This window comes from Streptomyces sp. NPDC043861 (assembly GCF_056435905.1).
The window spans coordinates 670,864-684,756 of record NZ_JBWKDP010000003.1 but is presented as its reverse complement, the minus strand read 5'-3'; the positions used below and the strand labels follow the sequence as shown (position 1 = coordinate 684,756).

15 protein-coding genes are annotated in these 13,893 nt (G+C 69.7%); 7 read left to right on the top strand and 8 right to left on the bottom strand.

Features of this window, described 5'->3' with window-relative positions:
- Window positions 1-321: 321 nt before the first annotated feature.
- The 4 genes from nhaA to AC068D_RS10745 all read left to right on the top strand — a co-directional run bounded on the left by nhaA (window position 322) and on the right by AC068D_RS10745 (window position 3,589).
- Window positions 322-1,719 (top strand): Na+/H+ antiporter NhaA, encoded by a 1,398-nt coding sequence (gene nhaA / locus AC068D_RS10760; protein WP_478822590.1) that lies wholly within the window; start codon window positions 322-324, stop codon window positions 1,717-1,719.
- A 42-nt stretch (window positions 1,720-1,761) separates the two neighbouring features.
- Window positions 1,762-2,277 carry a phage holin family protein gene (locus AC068D_RS10755; RefSeq protein ID WP_478822589.1) on the top strand — a complete coding sequence of 172 codons (516 nt, stop codon included), beginning with the start codon at window positions 1,762-1,764 and terminating at the stop codon, window positions 2,275-2,277.
- The gene (locus tag AC068D_RS10750) at window positions 2,274-3,236 is read left to right on the top strand and encodes an alpha/beta fold hydrolase (RefSeq protein ID WP_478822588.1); all 963 of its coding nucleotides are present in this window, start codon (window positions 2,274-2,276) and stop codon (window positions 3,234-3,236) included. The genes AC068D_RS10755 and AC068D_RS10750 overlap by 4 nt, the downstream gene beginning before the upstream one ends.
- A 176-nt stretch (window positions 3,237-3,412) precedes the next feature.
- Entirely contained in the window at window positions 3,413-3,589 is a 177-nt protein-coding gene (locus tag AC068D_RS10745; RefSeq protein ID WP_478822587.1) for a hypothetical protein, read from the top strand.
- Window positions 3,590-3,689: 100 nt separating this feature from the next.
- Here the strand turns inward: AC068D_RS10745 and AC068D_RS10740 are convergent, their stop codons facing one another.
- The 3 genes from AC068D_RS10740 to nth all read right to left on the bottom strand — a co-directional run bounded on the left by AC068D_RS10740 (window position 3,690) and on the right by nth (window position 6,747).
- The gene (locus AC068D_RS10740) at window positions 3,690-4,889 is read right to left on the bottom strand and encodes a MarP family serine protease (protein WP_478822586.1); all 1,200 of its coding nucleotides are present in this window, start codon (window positions 4,887-4,889) and stop codon (window positions 3,690-3,692) included.
- Between the two features lie 114 nt (window positions 4,890-5,003).
- Window positions 5,004-5,699, bottom strand: coding sequence for an NUDIX hydrolase (locus AC068D_RS10735; RefSeq protein ID WP_478822585.1), 696 nt, complete (start codon window positions 5,697-5,699; stop codon window positions 5,004-5,006).
- 79 nt (window positions 5,700-5,778) lie between these two features.
- Window positions 5,779-6,747: an endonuclease III gene (gene nth / locus AC068D_RS10730; protein WP_478822584.1), complete on the bottom strand. Its 969-nt coding sequence runs from the start codon at window positions 6,745-6,747 to the stop codon at window positions 5,779-5,781.
- 283 nt (window positions 6,748-7,030) lie between these two features.
- Here nth and AC068D_RS10725 point away from each other — a divergent pair, with 283 nt between their 5' ends.
- On the top strand, window positions 7,031-7,705 hold the full coding sequence (locus AC068D_RS10725) for a Crp/Fnr family transcriptional regulator (RefSeq protein ID WP_108150862.1): 675 nt from the start codon (window positions 7,031-7,033) through the stop codon (window positions 7,703-7,705).
- A gap of 118 nt (window positions 7,706-7,823) precedes the next feature.
- Here AC068D_RS10725 and AC068D_RS10720 read toward each other — a convergent pair whose 3' ends face one another.
- From AC068D_RS10720 to AC068D_RS10700, 5 genes are all read right to left on the bottom strand, one after another.
- A complete protein-coding gene (locus AC068D_RS10720; RefSeq protein ID WP_478822632.1) occupies window positions 7,824-8,708 on the bottom strand; it encodes a prohibitin family protein in 885 nt (294 codons plus the stop codon).
- A gap of 117 nt (window positions 8,709-8,825) precedes the next feature.
- The gene (locus tag AC068D_RS10715; RefSeq protein WP_478822583.1) at window positions 8,826-9,656 is read right to left on the bottom strand and encodes an MBL fold metallo-hydrolase; all 831 of its coding nucleotides are present in this window, start codon (window positions 9,654-9,656) and stop codon (window positions 8,826-8,828) included.
- On the bottom strand, window positions 9,653-10,528 hold the full coding sequence (locus tag AC068D_RS10710) for an NUDIX hydrolase (protein ID WP_478822582.1): 876 nt from the start codon (window positions 10,526-10,528) through the stop codon (window positions 9,653-9,655). Before AC068D_RS10710 ends, AC068D_RS10715 begins: the two co-directional genes overlap by 4 nt.
- A gap of 219 nt (window positions 10,529-10,747) precedes the next feature.
- Window positions 10,748-11,215 (bottom strand): RidA family protein, encoded by a 468-nt coding sequence (locus AC068D_RS10705; RefSeq protein ID WP_478822631.1) that lies wholly within the window; start codon window positions 11,213-11,215, stop codon window positions 10,748-10,750.
- A gap of 8 nt (window positions 11,216-11,223) precedes the next feature.
- Complete coding sequence (locus AC068D_RS10700) at window positions 11,224-11,382, bottom strand: Sp36 family protein (protein WP_003967454.1); 159 nt, start codon at window positions 11,380-11,382, stop codon at window positions 11,224-11,226.
- Window positions 11,383-11,545: 163 nt separating this feature from the next.
- On the opposite strand from AC068D_RS10700, the gene bagA reads away from it, so the two are divergent.
- Both bagA and bagB read left to right on the top strand, forming a co-directional pair.
- On the top strand, window positions 11,546-12,520 hold the full coding sequence (gene bagA / locus AC068D_RS10695; protein ID WP_478822581.1) for an ATPase BagA: 975 nt from the start codon (window positions 11,546-11,548) through the stop codon (window positions 12,518-12,520).
- Window positions 12,517-13,839 carry an ATPase BagB gene (gene bagB, locus AC068D_RS10690; protein WP_478822580.1) on the top strand — a complete coding sequence of 441 codons (1,323 nt, stop codon included), beginning with the start codon at window positions 12,517-12,519 and terminating at the stop codon, window positions 13,837-13,839. Before bagA ends, bagB begins: the two co-directional genes overlap by 4 nt.
- Window positions 13,840-13,893: the final 54 nt, after the last annotated feature.

Genomic DNA, 13,893 nt, shown 5'->3' with positions numbered 1-13,893 from the left:
CCGCCAACTCGGCGACATCACCACCCTCACCGACACCTCCGTCATGAACCTCATCCAATCCAAACTCCCCACCACACCCCCCAACGACTGACCCCAGGTCCACGTACGGCACGGGGCACCCGGCAGCAACGAGCCGGGTGCCCCTTTTGCGCTTAATGTGAAGATCATCGGATGCACCTTGGTCACCCGGCTACGTTCTTAGGTAAAGTAATGACCGCATCAACAGCGCAACAAGAGAACCGCCACACGAAGACCTAGGTGCGCCGGGAAGTCTGGTCGGCATGTGCTCAGCCATGCCCATCACACCGGAGGTCCCCGCTCGTGGCAGCGCCCAGCCGCACTCCCCACAAGTTCCTCGGACGTCTCTCCCTCCCCGAGCGGACGTTCGTCGGGGACGCACTGCGCACGGAGACGGTCGGCGGCGTCCTGCTGCTTCTCGCCGCAGTCGTCGCGATCATCTGGGCGAACAGTCCCGTGAGCGCGAGCTACAAGACCGTGAGCGACTTCCACCTGGGCCCGGCCGCACTCGGCCTGGACCTGTCCGTGGAACACTGGGCCGCCGACGGGCTGCTCGCCGTCTTCTTCTTCGTCGCCGGTATCGAACTCAAGCGTGAGCTGGTCGCCGGTGAACTGCGCGACCGCAAGGCCGCGGCCCTGCCGGTCGTCGCAGCGGTCTGCGGCATGGCCGTCCCCGCTGTCGTCTATACCCTCGTCAACGTCACGGGCGGCGGCTCCCTGGACGGCTGGGCGGTGCCCACCGCCACCGACATCGCCTTTGCACTCGCGGTGCTCGCGGTCATCGGCACCTCGCTGCCGTCCGCGATAAGAGCCTTTCTGCTCACCCTCGCCGTCGTGGACGATCTCTTCGCGATCCTGATCATCGCGATCTTCTTCACCAGCGATCTCAACTTCGCCGCGCTCGGCGGCGCGGTCGTCGGGCTCGGCGTGTTCTGGCTGCTGCTGCGCAAGGGCGTACGTGGCTGGTACATCTACGTTCCCCTCGCCCTCGTCGTCTGGGGCCTGATGTACAACAGCGGCGTCCACGCGACCATCGCCGGTGTCGCCATGGGCCTGATGCTGCGCTGCACCCGGCGCGAGGGCGAAACGCACTCCCCCGGTGAGCACATCGAGCACCTCGTACGGCCCCTCTCGGCCGGACTCGCCGTACCGCTGTTCGCCCTGTTCTCCGCCGGTGTGAGCGTGTCGGGCGACGCCCTTCACCAGGTCTTCAGCAGGCCCGAGCCCATCGGTGTCGTCCTCGGACTGGTGGTCGGCAAGACCGTCGGCGTATTCGGCGGCACCTGGCTCGCAGCCCGGTTCACCAGAGCCGAGCTCAACGAGGATCTGGCCTGGCCCGACGTCTTCGCCGTGGCATCGCTCGCCGGCATCGGCTTCACGGTCTCCCTCCTCATCGGCGAGCTGGCCTTCGCCGGGAACGCCGCACTGACGGACGAGGTCAAGGCCTCGGTGCTCATGGGCTCGCTCATCGCCGCCGTGGTCGCGGCTGTGCTTCTGAAGCTGCGGGTACGCAAGTACCAGGCACTGTGCGAGGAGGAGGAGCGCGACGAGGACCACGACGGCATTCCCGACGTGTACGAGCAGGACAATCCGGAGTACCACCTGCGGATGGCCGCGATCCACGAGGAGAAGGCCGCGGAGCACCGGCGCAGGGCCGAAGTGGCGGGGGCATCGCGCGACGACAGCCACCGTCCGGCATGATCTGACAACGGATCCGAAGCAGACATGATGAGGGAGTCAGCGATGAGCGACCCCGGCAAGCGGTCGGCGACTGCCGCCCGCGCCGTCGAAGCAGCAGGTGACACGGTCGGTCCGGTCCGGTTGATCGGCCCGGACCGCACCCTCGGCCAGCTGGTCGCCACGGCGACGGCCGAGATGTCCGCACTGGTGCACGACGAGATCGCCCTGGCCAAGGCGGAGATCCGGCAGGACGTCAAGCGCGGAGTGACGGGCGGGGCATCGCTGACCATCGCGGGCGTACTCGCGCTGTTCTCGCTGCCGGTGCTGAGCTTCGCGGCGGCGTACGGGATCCACAATCTCGGTCTCGGGCTGGCCTGGTCCTTCCTGATCGTGGGTGTGGCCTTTCTCCTGGTGGCAGGGCTGGCGGCGCTGCTCGCCATGACGAAGTTCAAGAAGGTCAAGCCGCCGGAGAGGTCGATGGCCTCGGCCAAGCAGACCGCAGCCGTGCTGGGGAACGTCAAACCGCACCCCCGTCAGGACCAGGACTCGGCCGTCGTTGTGGCACGCTCATCTGCATGACGGTCCCTGATACGAGCTCCGGCGGCACCGGAAACGGCAACGGCGCGGGCACTGGCGGCCCGGTACGGATCGATGGTCCCTGGACCCATCGCGACGTGGCGGCCAACGGTGCGCGCTTCCATATCGCGGAGCTGGGCGACGGGCCGCTGGTGCTGCTGCTGCACGGCTTTCCGCAGTTCTGGTGGACATGGCGGCATCAGCTGACGGCCCTCGCCGACGCCGGGTTCCGGGCGGTGGCGATGGATCTGCGGGGAGTGGGCGGCAGCGACCGTACGCCGCGGGGTTACGACCCCGCGAATCTCGCCCTCGACATCACCGGCGTCGTGCGGTCCCTCGGTGAGCCCGACGCAGCACTCGTCGGCCATGACCTGGGCGGCTATCTCGCCTGGACCGCCGCCGTGATGCGCCCCAAGCTGGTGCGCCGGCTCGCGGTCTCCTCGATGCCGCATCCACGCCGCTGGCGCTCGTCGATGCTCGGTGACTACGCACAGAGCCGTGCCGGCTCCTACGTCTGGGGCTTCCAGCGGCCGTGGCTGCCGGAGCGTCAGCTCGTCGCGGACGACGCCGCGCTCGTGGGCACGCTCATCCGGGACTGGTCGGGGCCGCGACCGCCGGAGGACGACGCGGTCGAGGTGTACCGGCGGGCGATGTGCATTCCGTCGACCGCGCACTGCTCGATCGAGCCTTACCGGTGGATGGTGCGTTCGATGGCCCGTCCGGACGGCATCCAGTTCAACCGTCGGATGAAGCGTCCGGTACGCGTGCCGACGCTCCATCTGCACGGCTCCCTCGACCCGGCGATGCGCACCCGCAGCGCGGCGGGCTCGGGCGAGTACGTCGAAGCGCCGTACCGCTGGCGCCTCTTCGACGGGCTCGGTCACTTCCCCCATGAGGAGGATCCGGTGGCCTTCTCCACGGAGCTCATCAACTGGCTCAAGGATCCCGAACCCGACCGGTGACCTCACCCGTTGCGCCCCGCGGTACCCCCCGCACGGCGTAACCGGACCGGCGTGTCGGGTCGATGACACGTGTGGCACCGAACGGGCGTACGACGAACGGGCATTGCCTGGCGCATAGGCCAATTGGCGGGCCCCGATGCGGTTACCGACCTTGGGGCACGGGCACACGTCGGGGTATGGGCTGGACGCACGACTACGGTGACACAGCAGGCAACTCCCGCTCGGCCTCCGCGCCGATCAGCTACGAGAGGGGCGGCCCGCAGACACAGGGCCATCCCCGGCTCGGGATTCCCCGTATCCTCCGCCGCCGGGCCCGCTGGGTCTCGGCGCGGCTGCGCCATCCCCGCGGCTGACGGCGCCGACGGCGCACCCGACGAGGTCCGCCGGACGCCGACCGTCGGCGTCCGGCGGCGTCCGGCGGACACTCCTTACGGCGTCACAGGGCCAACGGCGTCACAGGGCGCAGCCCTGGCTGTCGACCTGCTGATTGGCCGTGGCACCGAACTCGATGTCGTCGCGGATCTCGTCAGCGGTCAGCGCATAGCCGGTGCTGGCGTCGTCGAGCGACCGGGCGAAGATCACTCCGTACACCTCGCCGTCAGCGGTGAGCAGCGGACCGCCCGAGTTGCCCTGGCGCACCGTCGCGAACAGTGAGTAGACGTCGCGACGCACCTCTCCGCGGCGGTAGATGTCGGGACCGTTGGCGTCTATCCGGCCGCGGACGCGTGCGGAACGCACGTCGTACGAACCGTTCTCCGGGAAGCCTGCGACGATCGCGCTGTCGCCGGTGCGGGCGTCGGTGCCCGTGAACCGGAGCGCCGGGGCCTTGAGGTCCGGGACGTCCAGGACGGCGATGTCGCGCTGCCAGTCGTAGAGGACGACCTTGGCGTCGTACCGCTTGCCCTCTCCCCCTATCTGGACGGTCGGCTCGTCGACTCCTCCGACGACATGGGCATTGGTCATGACCCGGCGCTGGGAGAAGACGAAGCCGGTGCCTTCGAGAACCTTGTTGCAGCTCGGTGCGGTGCCGACGACCTTGACGATGGACCGCTGGGCGGCCGCCGCCACCGGGCTGTTGACGAGCGCCGGGTCGGGAGCGCGGACCTCGGTGATGGGCTCGTTGGCAAAGGGGCTGAAGACCTGGGGGAAGCCGTTCTGCGCGAGCACCGAGGAGAAGTCGGTCGTCCAGGTGGACGCCTGGGCGGGCATCACGCGGGAGACGCCGAGGAGGACCTTGGAGTTCCGGACCTCCTTGCCGAGCGTCGGCAGTGAGGTGCCGGCGAGGGCGGAGCCGATCAGCCAGGCGACGAGCAGCATCGCGACGACGTTGACCAGGGCGCCGCCCGTGGCGTCCAGTGCGCGAGCAGGCGACCACGTGATGTAGCGGCGGAGTTTGCTGCCGAGGTGGGTGGTGAAGGCCTGGCCGACGGAGGCGAAGACGATCACGATCACGATCGCGACCACTGCGGCTGTCGTGGAGACCTCGGCCTCGTCGGTCAGCTGGTCCCAGAGCACCGGGAGCAGATAGACGGCGATGAGTCCGCCGCCGAGAAAGCCGATCACCGACAGGATGCCGACGACGAAGCCCTGGCGGTACCCGACGATCGCGAACCACACAGCGGCTGCCAGCAGCAGGATGTCCAGCACGTTCACCGTCGTCAGCCTCGCAGATTCATCGTCCGGCGCTCCGTCCGGCCAGGGGTTCGTCCCGGGAAAGGTGGGGAGTCCCGGGGGTGCGGCCCCGGAGTGACCATGAGGGCAACGGTCTCATGACCGCCAGTCGAGCGGGACCTGCTTCCCCCGGTCCCAGGGGTGCTCCCAGCCGGCGAAGTGAAGGAGACGGTCGATCACTCCGGCGGTAAAACCCCAGACCAGAGCCGATGCGACCAGAAATGCGGGGCCTCGGTGACCGCTCGGATGAACGGTTGTCGCACGATTCGCCGGGTTCGTGAGATCCGCCACGGGAACCGTGAAGACCCGGGCGGTCTCGGCAGGGTCGACGGCCACGACCGGGCTGCGGTCCCGCCACCAGCCGAGTACGGGTGTCACGACGAAGCTGCTCACGGGGATGTAGAGGCGGGGCAGCACCCCGAAGATCTGGACGCCCGAGGGGTCGAGCCCGGTCTCCTCCCGGGCCTCCCGGAGGGCGGCCCGGAGCGGGCCGCTGGTGGCCGGGTCGCCGTCCTCGGGGTCGAGGGCGCCACCGGGGAAGGACGGCTGGCCGGCGTGTGAGCGGAGGCTGCCGGCACGCTCCATGAGCAGCAGCTCGGGGCCTTGGGGGCCTTCCCCGAAGAGGATCAGCACGGCGGACTGCCGGCCGCCACCGCCCTCCGGCGGCAGGAACCGGCTGAGCTGTTCCGGGGCGATGGTCCTCGCGGCCCGGTCCACCGGCACCAGCCAGTCGGGCAGGCCGTCGCTCGTCACGACCAGCTCGCCGTCGTTCATCTCATCCGTGCGTGTCATGGGCACCCCCGTCGTGTGCAACGCGTGTGGCGACCGGGATCGTTCCAGCCTTCCCCGGATGTCCGCGACCGCCGCGCGGTCATGAGGCCCCCAGGGGAGGAGCGGGCTTGCCGGGATAGTCCGCCGGGGGGTTCAGCCGTTGGCCCGGGTAGCCGCCCATCTCGTACTTCAGGAGTTTCTTCGCCTTCTCGGGGTCCGTCTCGCCCTCGCCGTACGCCGGGCACAGATGGGTGATGGGGCAGGCGCCGCAGGCGGGCTTGCGGGCGTGACAGATACGGCGGCCGTGGAAGATCACACGGTGGGAGAGCATCGTCCACTCGTTCTTGGGGAAGATCGCGGCGATCTCGGCCTCGATCTTGACCGGGTCGTCCTGCTCCGTCCACTTCCAGCGCCGGGCCAGCCGCATGAAGTGCGTGTCGACGGTGATCCCGGGCACGCCGAACGCATTGCCGAGCACGACGAAGGCCGTCTTGCGGCCCACCCCGGGGAGCGTGACCAGGTCCTCGAGCCGGCCGGGGACCTCGCCGCCGAAGTTGTCCCTGAGGGCCGTGGAGAGGCCGATCAGGGACTTCGCCTTGGCCCGGAAGAAGCCGGTGGGCCTGATGACCTCCTCCAGTTCCTCCGGGACGGCCGCGGCCATGTCCTCGGGCGCCGGGTACTTCGCGAAGAGGGCAGGGGTCGTCTGATTGACCCGCAGATCGGTGGTCTGGGCGGACAGAACCGTGGCCACGAGCAGCTGGAAGGGGTTCTGGAAGTCGAGCTCGGGATGGGCGTACGGGAAGACCTCGGCCAGCTCTCGGTTGATCCGGCGGGCGCGGCGCACCATCGCGAGCCGTGATTCCGGCTTCGCCGCGGCCTTGGCGGCGTTCGCGGGCTTCGTCCTGGCGGGCCTGGCGGCCTTCGACTCAGAAGCGTCGGCAGCCGTGGCTCCCGCAGCCTCGGCCGGCTTGCCGGACTCGGTGTCCTTGGCAGGGTCCGGCGCGGCGGACGAGCTCGACGAAGCTCGGGAGACCTTCCTTTTCACCCCTTTTGCAGATTTTGTCGGCATTGGTGGAACCTGTTCGCCCACAGCGGAATCCTGCTGCCCTGACACTCTTCCGGCCCCCTTGGCCTGCGCTCTCACCGGCGAATTGGACACCCGGCCAGCCTAAGGGCCGCCACCGACATCTGCCCCGGGCCCTGCCGATCGCCACCCGAATCCACCCCTGGCGCACAACCGGACACGCCGGTGCGTCAAACTTGTGTTGGACCCTTGTGATCGATCGCACTGTTTTTCTGTGCGGCATCATGGGGACCACCGTCCCCTGAGCAGGTCGACAAGGAGAGAACTCGTGGACGACGTTCTGCGGCGCGCCCCGCTCTTCGCGGCGCTCGATGACGAGCAGGCCGCGGAGCTCCGCGCCTCGATGAGTGAAGTGACGCTTGCCCGCGGCGACGCGCTCTTCCACGAGGGCGACCCCGGCGACCGCCTCTACGTGGTCACCGAGGGCAAGGTCAAGCTGCATCGCACCTCCCCCGACGGCCGCGAGAACATGCTGGCGGTGCTCGGCCCCGGCGAGCTGATCGGCGAGCTGTCCCTGTTCGACCCGGGCCCGCGCACGGCCACGGCGTCCGCCCTCACGGAGGTCAAGCTCCTCGGCCTCGGCCACGGCGATCTGCAGCCCTGGCTGAACGCACGCCCCGAGGTGGCCACCGCCTTGCTGCGTGCCGTCGCCCGTCGGCTCCGCAAGACCAACGACCAGATGTCCGACCTGGTCTTCTCCGACGTCCCGGGCCGCGTCGCCCGCGCGCTTCTCGACCTGTCGCGGCGCTTCGGCGTGCAGTCGGAGGAGGGCATCCATGTCGTCCACGACCTGACCCAGGAGGAGCTGGCCCAGCTCGTCGGCGCCTCCCGCGAGACCGTCAACAAGGCGCTCGCCGACTTCGCCCAGCGCGGCTGGCTGCGCCTCGAGGCGCGTGCCGTGATCCTGCTGGACGTGGAGCGCCTCGCCAAGCGCTCGCGCTGAGACGTATGCACTGAGACGTACGTGTGAGTCGTCGATGTGAAGGGCCGCCCCGGACGATCCCGGGGCGGCCCTTCATCTCCTCAGGCGCCGTACGGGCGCACGGCGTGCGACTCCCGCGTCAGTTCTTCGTGCCGTCCACGATCAGCGGGTTCCCGCTGCCGCCGCCGCACGGGACCGCGTACACCGGGTTCTTCGCCGAGGCGTCCTTGTAGGCGTCGATGCACTGGTTCATCAGGACCTTGTCCGTCAGCGAATCGTTGAGGATCCTGTTCGCCTTGGCGATGCCCTCCGCCTCGATCCGGCGCCGCTCGGCCTCGGCCGTCGCCGTACGCGCCGCCTCGGTCGCCCGTTCCGTGGCCTGCTGCTGCTGGATCTTGCGGTCGATCTGGTCCTGGAGACGGTCCGACGGCTTCACATTGCGCAGGTTGACCGCGGTGACATCGATACCGCGCGGAGCCAGGCGCTCCTTGACCAGCTCACCGATCTCGGTGTTGATCTTCTCGCGGGCCGAGGCATAGCCCTGCTCGCTCGTGTAGCGGGCGAAGACATTGCGGACGATCTCCCTGCTGTCCGGGTAGACCAGTCGCTGCTGGATGGCGTCCTCGCTGCCCGCGAGCTTGTAGAGCTCCACCGCCTTGGACGGGGTCACCGCCCACTTGACCGTGACCTCCGCGTACATCACACCGCCCTGGCTGGAACGCACCTCGACCACGTCCTTGTCGGAGAGGTTGAGGTCGACCGGGCGGGTCGAGAACGTCGTGACGTTCGTGAAGGGCGACTTGACGTGCATACCGGAGGTCATGGGCGAGCCGACCTTGCCGAAGGCGACCGGCACGCCCACCTCGTACGCGCTCACGACGTAGACCATGCTGGCTATGCCCATGAACAGACCTGCGATCAGGGCGCCCGCCGCTCCGATCTTGAGACCGCGGCGTTCACCGCCGCGGGCGACGAAGTACATCACCACAGCGGCGACGACGAGCAGGATGGACAGGACGAGCACGGGTTCCCCCCAGGACGAACGCATACGCAAGGCCGAAAGTAAGCGGAGCGTAAAGCACAGGGGGGCGCGGTCGGGAGCCGGGGTGGCGCCCGGGTCCCGGGCCCGGCGGGACGACCCTCAGATCAGTCCGTGTTCCCGCAGATACTCCAGCTGGGCCTGCACCGAGAGCTCGGCCGCGGGCCACAGGGACCTGTCCACATCGGCGTACACATGGGCCACCACTTCGGCCGCCGTGCCACGGCCGCTCTCGACCGCCGTCTCGACCTGGGCGAGGCGGTTGGCGCGGTGGGCGAGATAGAACTCGACGGCGCCCTGAGCGTCCTCCAGAACCGGACCATGGCCGGGGAGCACCAGCTGGACCCCGTCGTCGACGGTCAGCGAGCGCAGCCGGCGCAACGAGTCGAGATAGTCGCCGAGGCGGCCGTCGGGATGGGCGACGACCGTCGTGCCACGGCCGAGGATCGTGTCGCCGGTCAGCACGGCCCGGTCGGCGGGCAGATGGAAGCAGAGCGAGTCGGCGGTGTGGCCCGGTGTGGGGACGACCACCAGCTCGAGGCCACCCAACCGGATCGTGTCACCCGCCGCGAGCCCCTCGTCCCCGAGACGCAGTGCCGGGTCGAGGGCGCGCACCTTGGTGCCGGTCAGCTCGGCGAAACGGCCGGCCCCTTCCGCGTGGTCGGGGTGCCCGTGCGTGAGCAGCGTCAGGGCGATCCGTTTTCCCGCCTTCTCGGCGGTCGCGACGACGTTCTGCAGGTGTATGTCGTCCAGTGGACCGGGGTCGATGACGACCGCGAGCTCGGAATCCGGCTCGGAAAGGATCCAGGTGTTGGTCCCGTCCAGGGTCATCGCGGACGCATTGGGGGCCAGCACGTTGACCGCCCGCGCCGTCGCCGGACCGGAGACGACCGCGTCGCGCGGCTGGCCGGGAAGGGCCGCGGCATCGCTCATCGTGGGTCTCCCGTCGGTCCCGTCGGAATGTGCTTGGTGAACTCGTCGTGGCCGGGCCAGCTGAGGATCAGCTCGCCCTCCTCCAAGCGTGCCTGAGCGAGGATCGGAGCGAGATCCTGCTCGGCGGCCCCCGCAAGAGCCTCCGCGGCGGCGCCGTATCTCCCGAGCACCCGAAGCGTGGCGATCGTGGGCGGCATCATCAGCAGCTCGCCCTTGTCGTACCCGGCGGCGGCCTCCGCCGGTCTGATCCAGACCGTGCGGTCGGCCTCCGTCGAGGCGTTCCTGGTCCGCTGGCCCTCGGGGAGGGCCGCGACGAAGAACCAGGTGTCGAAGCGCCGCGGCTCGAACTCCGGGGTGATCCAGCGGGCCCATGCACCCAGCAGATCCGAGCGCAGCACCAGTCCGCGGCGGTCCAGGAACTCGGCGAAGCCGAGCCCCCGATCGACCAGGGCCGCCCGGTCCGCCTCCCAGTCGTCGCCGGTGGTGTCACCGACCACGGAGTCCGGGGTCTCGCCGGCGAGCAGAACGCCCGCCTCCTCGTACGTCTCGCGGACCGCCGCGCAGACGATGGCCTGCGCGGACGCCTCGTCCTCGACCCCGAGACGCCGCGTCCACTCGGTCAGTGACGGTCCCGCCCAGCGGACCGGACGGGAGTCCCGCTCGTCCACGCCACCGCCCGGATAGACGTACGCGCCCCCGGCGAACGCCATGGAGGCTCGGCGGCGCAGCATGTGCACATGCACGCCCTCTGGTGTGTCCTTGAGCAGCATGACGGTCGCCGCCCGCCTGGGGGTGACGGCGGTGAGTTCACCGGCGGCGAGCGCCCGGATCCGCTCGGGCCATTCGGGTGGGTACCACTGACCATTGGACATGGGCGGATGCTATGCGTTCACGCGTGGATGTTCGAGGGGTGGCCGAGGCCCCGTGGGTCTCGGCCACCCCTCGCATCCGCCCGGGCCGTCCGGTGTCCGCCGTGGAGACGGACGGCATGCCGACGAGCGGCCGGCGCCGATGGCCCGCCGGCCGGAAAAGGTTCACCGGCTCGCGGAGTCCGGCACGGTGCATCGCAACCTCGCCGGACCGGCGCTTCGTCAGCTCTGGACGAGCTCCACCTGGATCTCGATCTCGACCGGCGCGTCGAGGGGCAGCACCGCCACGCCCACCGCGCTGCGTGCGTGCACGCCCTTGTCGCCGAGCACCGCACCGAGCAGCTCGCTGGCGCCGTTGATGACGCCCGGCTGACCGGTGAAGTCGGACGCCGACGCGACGAAACCGACAACCTTGACCACACGGGCCACACGGTCCAGGTCACCGGCGATCGACTTCACGGCGGCCAGCGCGTTCAATGCGCACGTGGCGGCCAGCTTCTTGGCCTCCTCGGCGGTCACTTCGGCACCGACCTTGCCGGTGACCGGAAGCTTGCCCTCCACCATCGGGAGCTGGCCCGAGGTGTAGACGTACGGGCCGGACTGCACGGCCGGCTGGTAGGCGGCCAGCGGCGGCACGACCTCCGGCAGCGTCAGGCCGAGTTCGGCGAGCTTCGCCTCCACGGCGCTCACTGCGGTCATCAGGCCTTCTCCCGCTTCAGGTAGGCCACGAGCTGCTCGGGGTTGTTCGGCCCGGGGACGACCTGGACGAGCTCCCAGCCGTCCTCGCCCCAGGTGTCCAGGATCTGCTTGGTCGCGTGCACGAGAAGGGGCACGGTCGCGTATTCCCACTTGGTCATGGAGCCGACTGTAGCCGCACAGCAGGACGGCACCGCGACACGGTCGGCGCGGCACCGCGACACGGTCGGCACGGCACCGCGGCGCGATCCGGGAGGGGCTGGTGACGCAGCCCGCACGCCACCTCGTGCGTAGCCCGCGGGCCGACTGGTTAGGCTCGAAGGCGTGAGCAGGCTTCAGGTCGTCAGCGGCAAGGGCGGTACCGGTAAGACGACGGTGGCCGCAGCCCTCGCGCTCGCCCTCGCGACCGAGGGGAAGCGCACCCTCCTCGTCGAGGTCGAGGGCAGGCAAGGCATCGCGCAGCTCTTCGAGACGGAGGCGCTGCCGTACGAGGAACGGAAGATCGCCGTCGCCCCTGGCGGCGGCGAGGTCTTCGCGCTGGCCATCGACGCCGAGCGCGCTCTCCTCGACTACCTCCACATGTTCTACAAACTCGGCTCAGCGGGCCGCGCGCTCAAGAAGTTGGGCGCCATCGACTTCGCGACGACCGTCGCCCCGGGGGTCCGGGACGTGCTGTTGACCGGAAAGGCCTGCGAAGCCGTACGCCGCAGGGACAAGAAGGGGCGGTACGCCTACGACCACGTGGTCATGGACGCTCCGCCCACCGGCCGGATCACGCGCTTCCTGAACGTCAACGACGAGGTGGCGGGCCTGGCGAAGATCGGCCCCATACACAATCAGGCGCAGGCCGTCATGAGGGTCCTCAAGTCCCCCGAGACCGCAGTGCACTTGGTGACCCTGCTGGAGGAGATGCCGGTCCAGGAGACCGCGGACGGCGTCGCGGAGCTGCGCGACGCGGACCTCCCCACCGGCAAGGTGCTCGTCAACATGGTCCGGCCGCACATCCTCGACGAGGAGGCGGTCCGTGCCGCCGCCACGGCCGCCCGGCGCAAGGACATCGCCAAGTCGCTGACCTCGGCGGGTGTGACCGGCGGGGCCAGGCTGGTCGGTTCGCTGCTCGAGCAGGCCGCCGAGCATGCGCAGCGCGTCGAGCTGGAACGCGAGCAGCGGGCGGTGCTCCGTGCGCTGGAGCTGCCCACGTACGAACTCCCCCTGCTCAGCGAGGGGGTCGATCTGGCCGGGCTGTACCAGCTGGCGACCGAACTGCGGAAGCTCGGTGTGAACGGGGAGAACGGATGACGCCGCCCATGACGCATGGCATCGCTCTGCAGGACACGCCGCTGCTGGACATCGACCCGCTGCTCGACGATCCGGACACCCGGATCATCGTGTGCTGCGGCGCCGGCGGTGTGGGCAAGACGACGACCGCTGCAGCCCTGGGGGTACGGGCGGCCGAGCGCGGCCGCAGGGCGGTCGTTCTCACCATCGACCCGGCGCGTCGGCTGGCCCAGTCGATGGGCATCGATCTGCTCGACAACACCCCGCGCCAGGTGGACGGCGTCAAGGGCGACGGCGAGCTCCACGCCATGATGCTCGACATGAAGCGCACCTTCGACGAGATCGTCGAGGCGCACGCGGACCCGGCGCGGGCCCGCGCGATCCTGGAGAACCCGTTCTACCAGTCCCTGTCGGCCGGTTTCGCGGGCACGCAGGAGTACATGGCGATGGAGAAGCTGGGGCAGCTGAGGGCGCGCGACGAGTGGGACCTCATCGTGGTGGACACTCCCCCGTCCCGCTCGGCCCTGGACTTCCTGGATGCGCCGAAGCGCCTCGGGTCGTTTCTGGACGGCAAGTTCATCAAGCTTCTGATGACCCCGGCGAAGATGGGCGGCCGGGCCGGGATGAAGTTCCTGAATGTCGGTATGTCGATAATGACCGGCACGCTCGGGAAGCTGCTGGGCGGTCAACTGCTGCGTGATGTACAGACCTTCGTGGCCGCCATGGACACGATGTTCGGCGGCTTCCGCACCCGCGCGGATGCGACCTACCGACTGCTGCAGGCCCCCGGCACGGCTTTCCTCGTGGTGGCCGCCCCGGAACGGGACGCGCTGCGCGAGGCGGCCTACTTCGTGGAGCGGCTGGCGGCGGAGGAGATGCCGCTGGCCGGGCTGGTCCTCAACCGGGTCCATGGCAGTGGCGCCGCTCGGCTCTCGGCCGAGCGTGCGCTCGCGGCCGCAGAAAATCTTGACGAGGGTCGCATTGTGGATCAGGGGGCCGGGAAGGCTGGTGTTCGTGACTCCACGGGCTCCTCTCCCACCTCTCCCGCCGTGGGGTCCGGGCCGGAATCCGCACCCGAGGCGAAGTCCGAGCTCGACGGCACCGAAGATCGCGTACTCCCGCCCACGTCACAGCTGACCGCCGGTCTGCTCCGCCTGCATGCCGAACGCATGCAGGTGCTCGCGCGTGAACAGCGAACGCGCGATCGCTTCTCCGCACTCCACCCCGAGGTTCCGGTGGCCGAAGTGGCCGCCCTGCCGGGCGATGTGCACGACCTCTCGGGGCTTCGGACCATCGGTGAACGGCTCGCGGCCGGTGGTTCTCCGGCCGGAGTCGCGTAACGCCCGCGGCACGACGTGCTTCCCGGGCCGCACCGACGTCGCACGACGCGCCGT

Coding starts and splice junctions, on each gene's coding strand:
- AC068D_RS10755 (WP_478822589.1), top strand. CDS start 1,762: ATGAGCGACCCCGGCAAGCGGTCGGCGACTGCCGCCCGCGCCGTCGAA.
- AC068D_RS10750 (WP_478822588.1), top strand. CDS start 2,274: ATGACGGTCCCTGATACGAGCTCCGGCGGCACCGGAAACGGCAACGGC.
- AC068D_RS10745 (WP_478822587.1), top strand. CDS start 3,413: ATGGGCTGGACGCACGACTACGGTGACACAGCAGGCAACTCCCGCTCG.
- AC068D_RS10735 (WP_478822585.1), bottom strand. CDS start 5,699: ATGACACGCACGGATGAGATGAACGACGGCGAGCTGGTCGTGACGAGC.
- nth (WP_478822584.1), bottom strand. CDS start 6,747: ATGCCGACAAAATCTGCAAAAGGGGTGAAAAGGAAGGTCTCCCGAGCT.
- AC068D_RS10715 (WP_478822583.1), bottom strand. CDS start 9,656: ATGAGCGATGCCGCGGCCCTTCCCGGCCAGCCGCGCGACGCGGTCGTC.
- AC068D_RS10710 (WP_478822582.1), bottom strand. CDS start 10,528: ATGTCCAATGGTCAGTGGTACCCACCCGAATGGCCCGAGCGGATCCGG.
- AC068D_RS10700 (WP_003967454.1), bottom strand. CDS start 11,382: ATGACCAAGTGGGAATACGCGACCGTGCCCCTTCTCGTGCACGCGACC.
- bagB (WP_478822580.1), top strand. CDS start 12,517: ATGACGCCGCCCATGACGCATGGCATCGCTCTGCAGGACACGCCGCTG.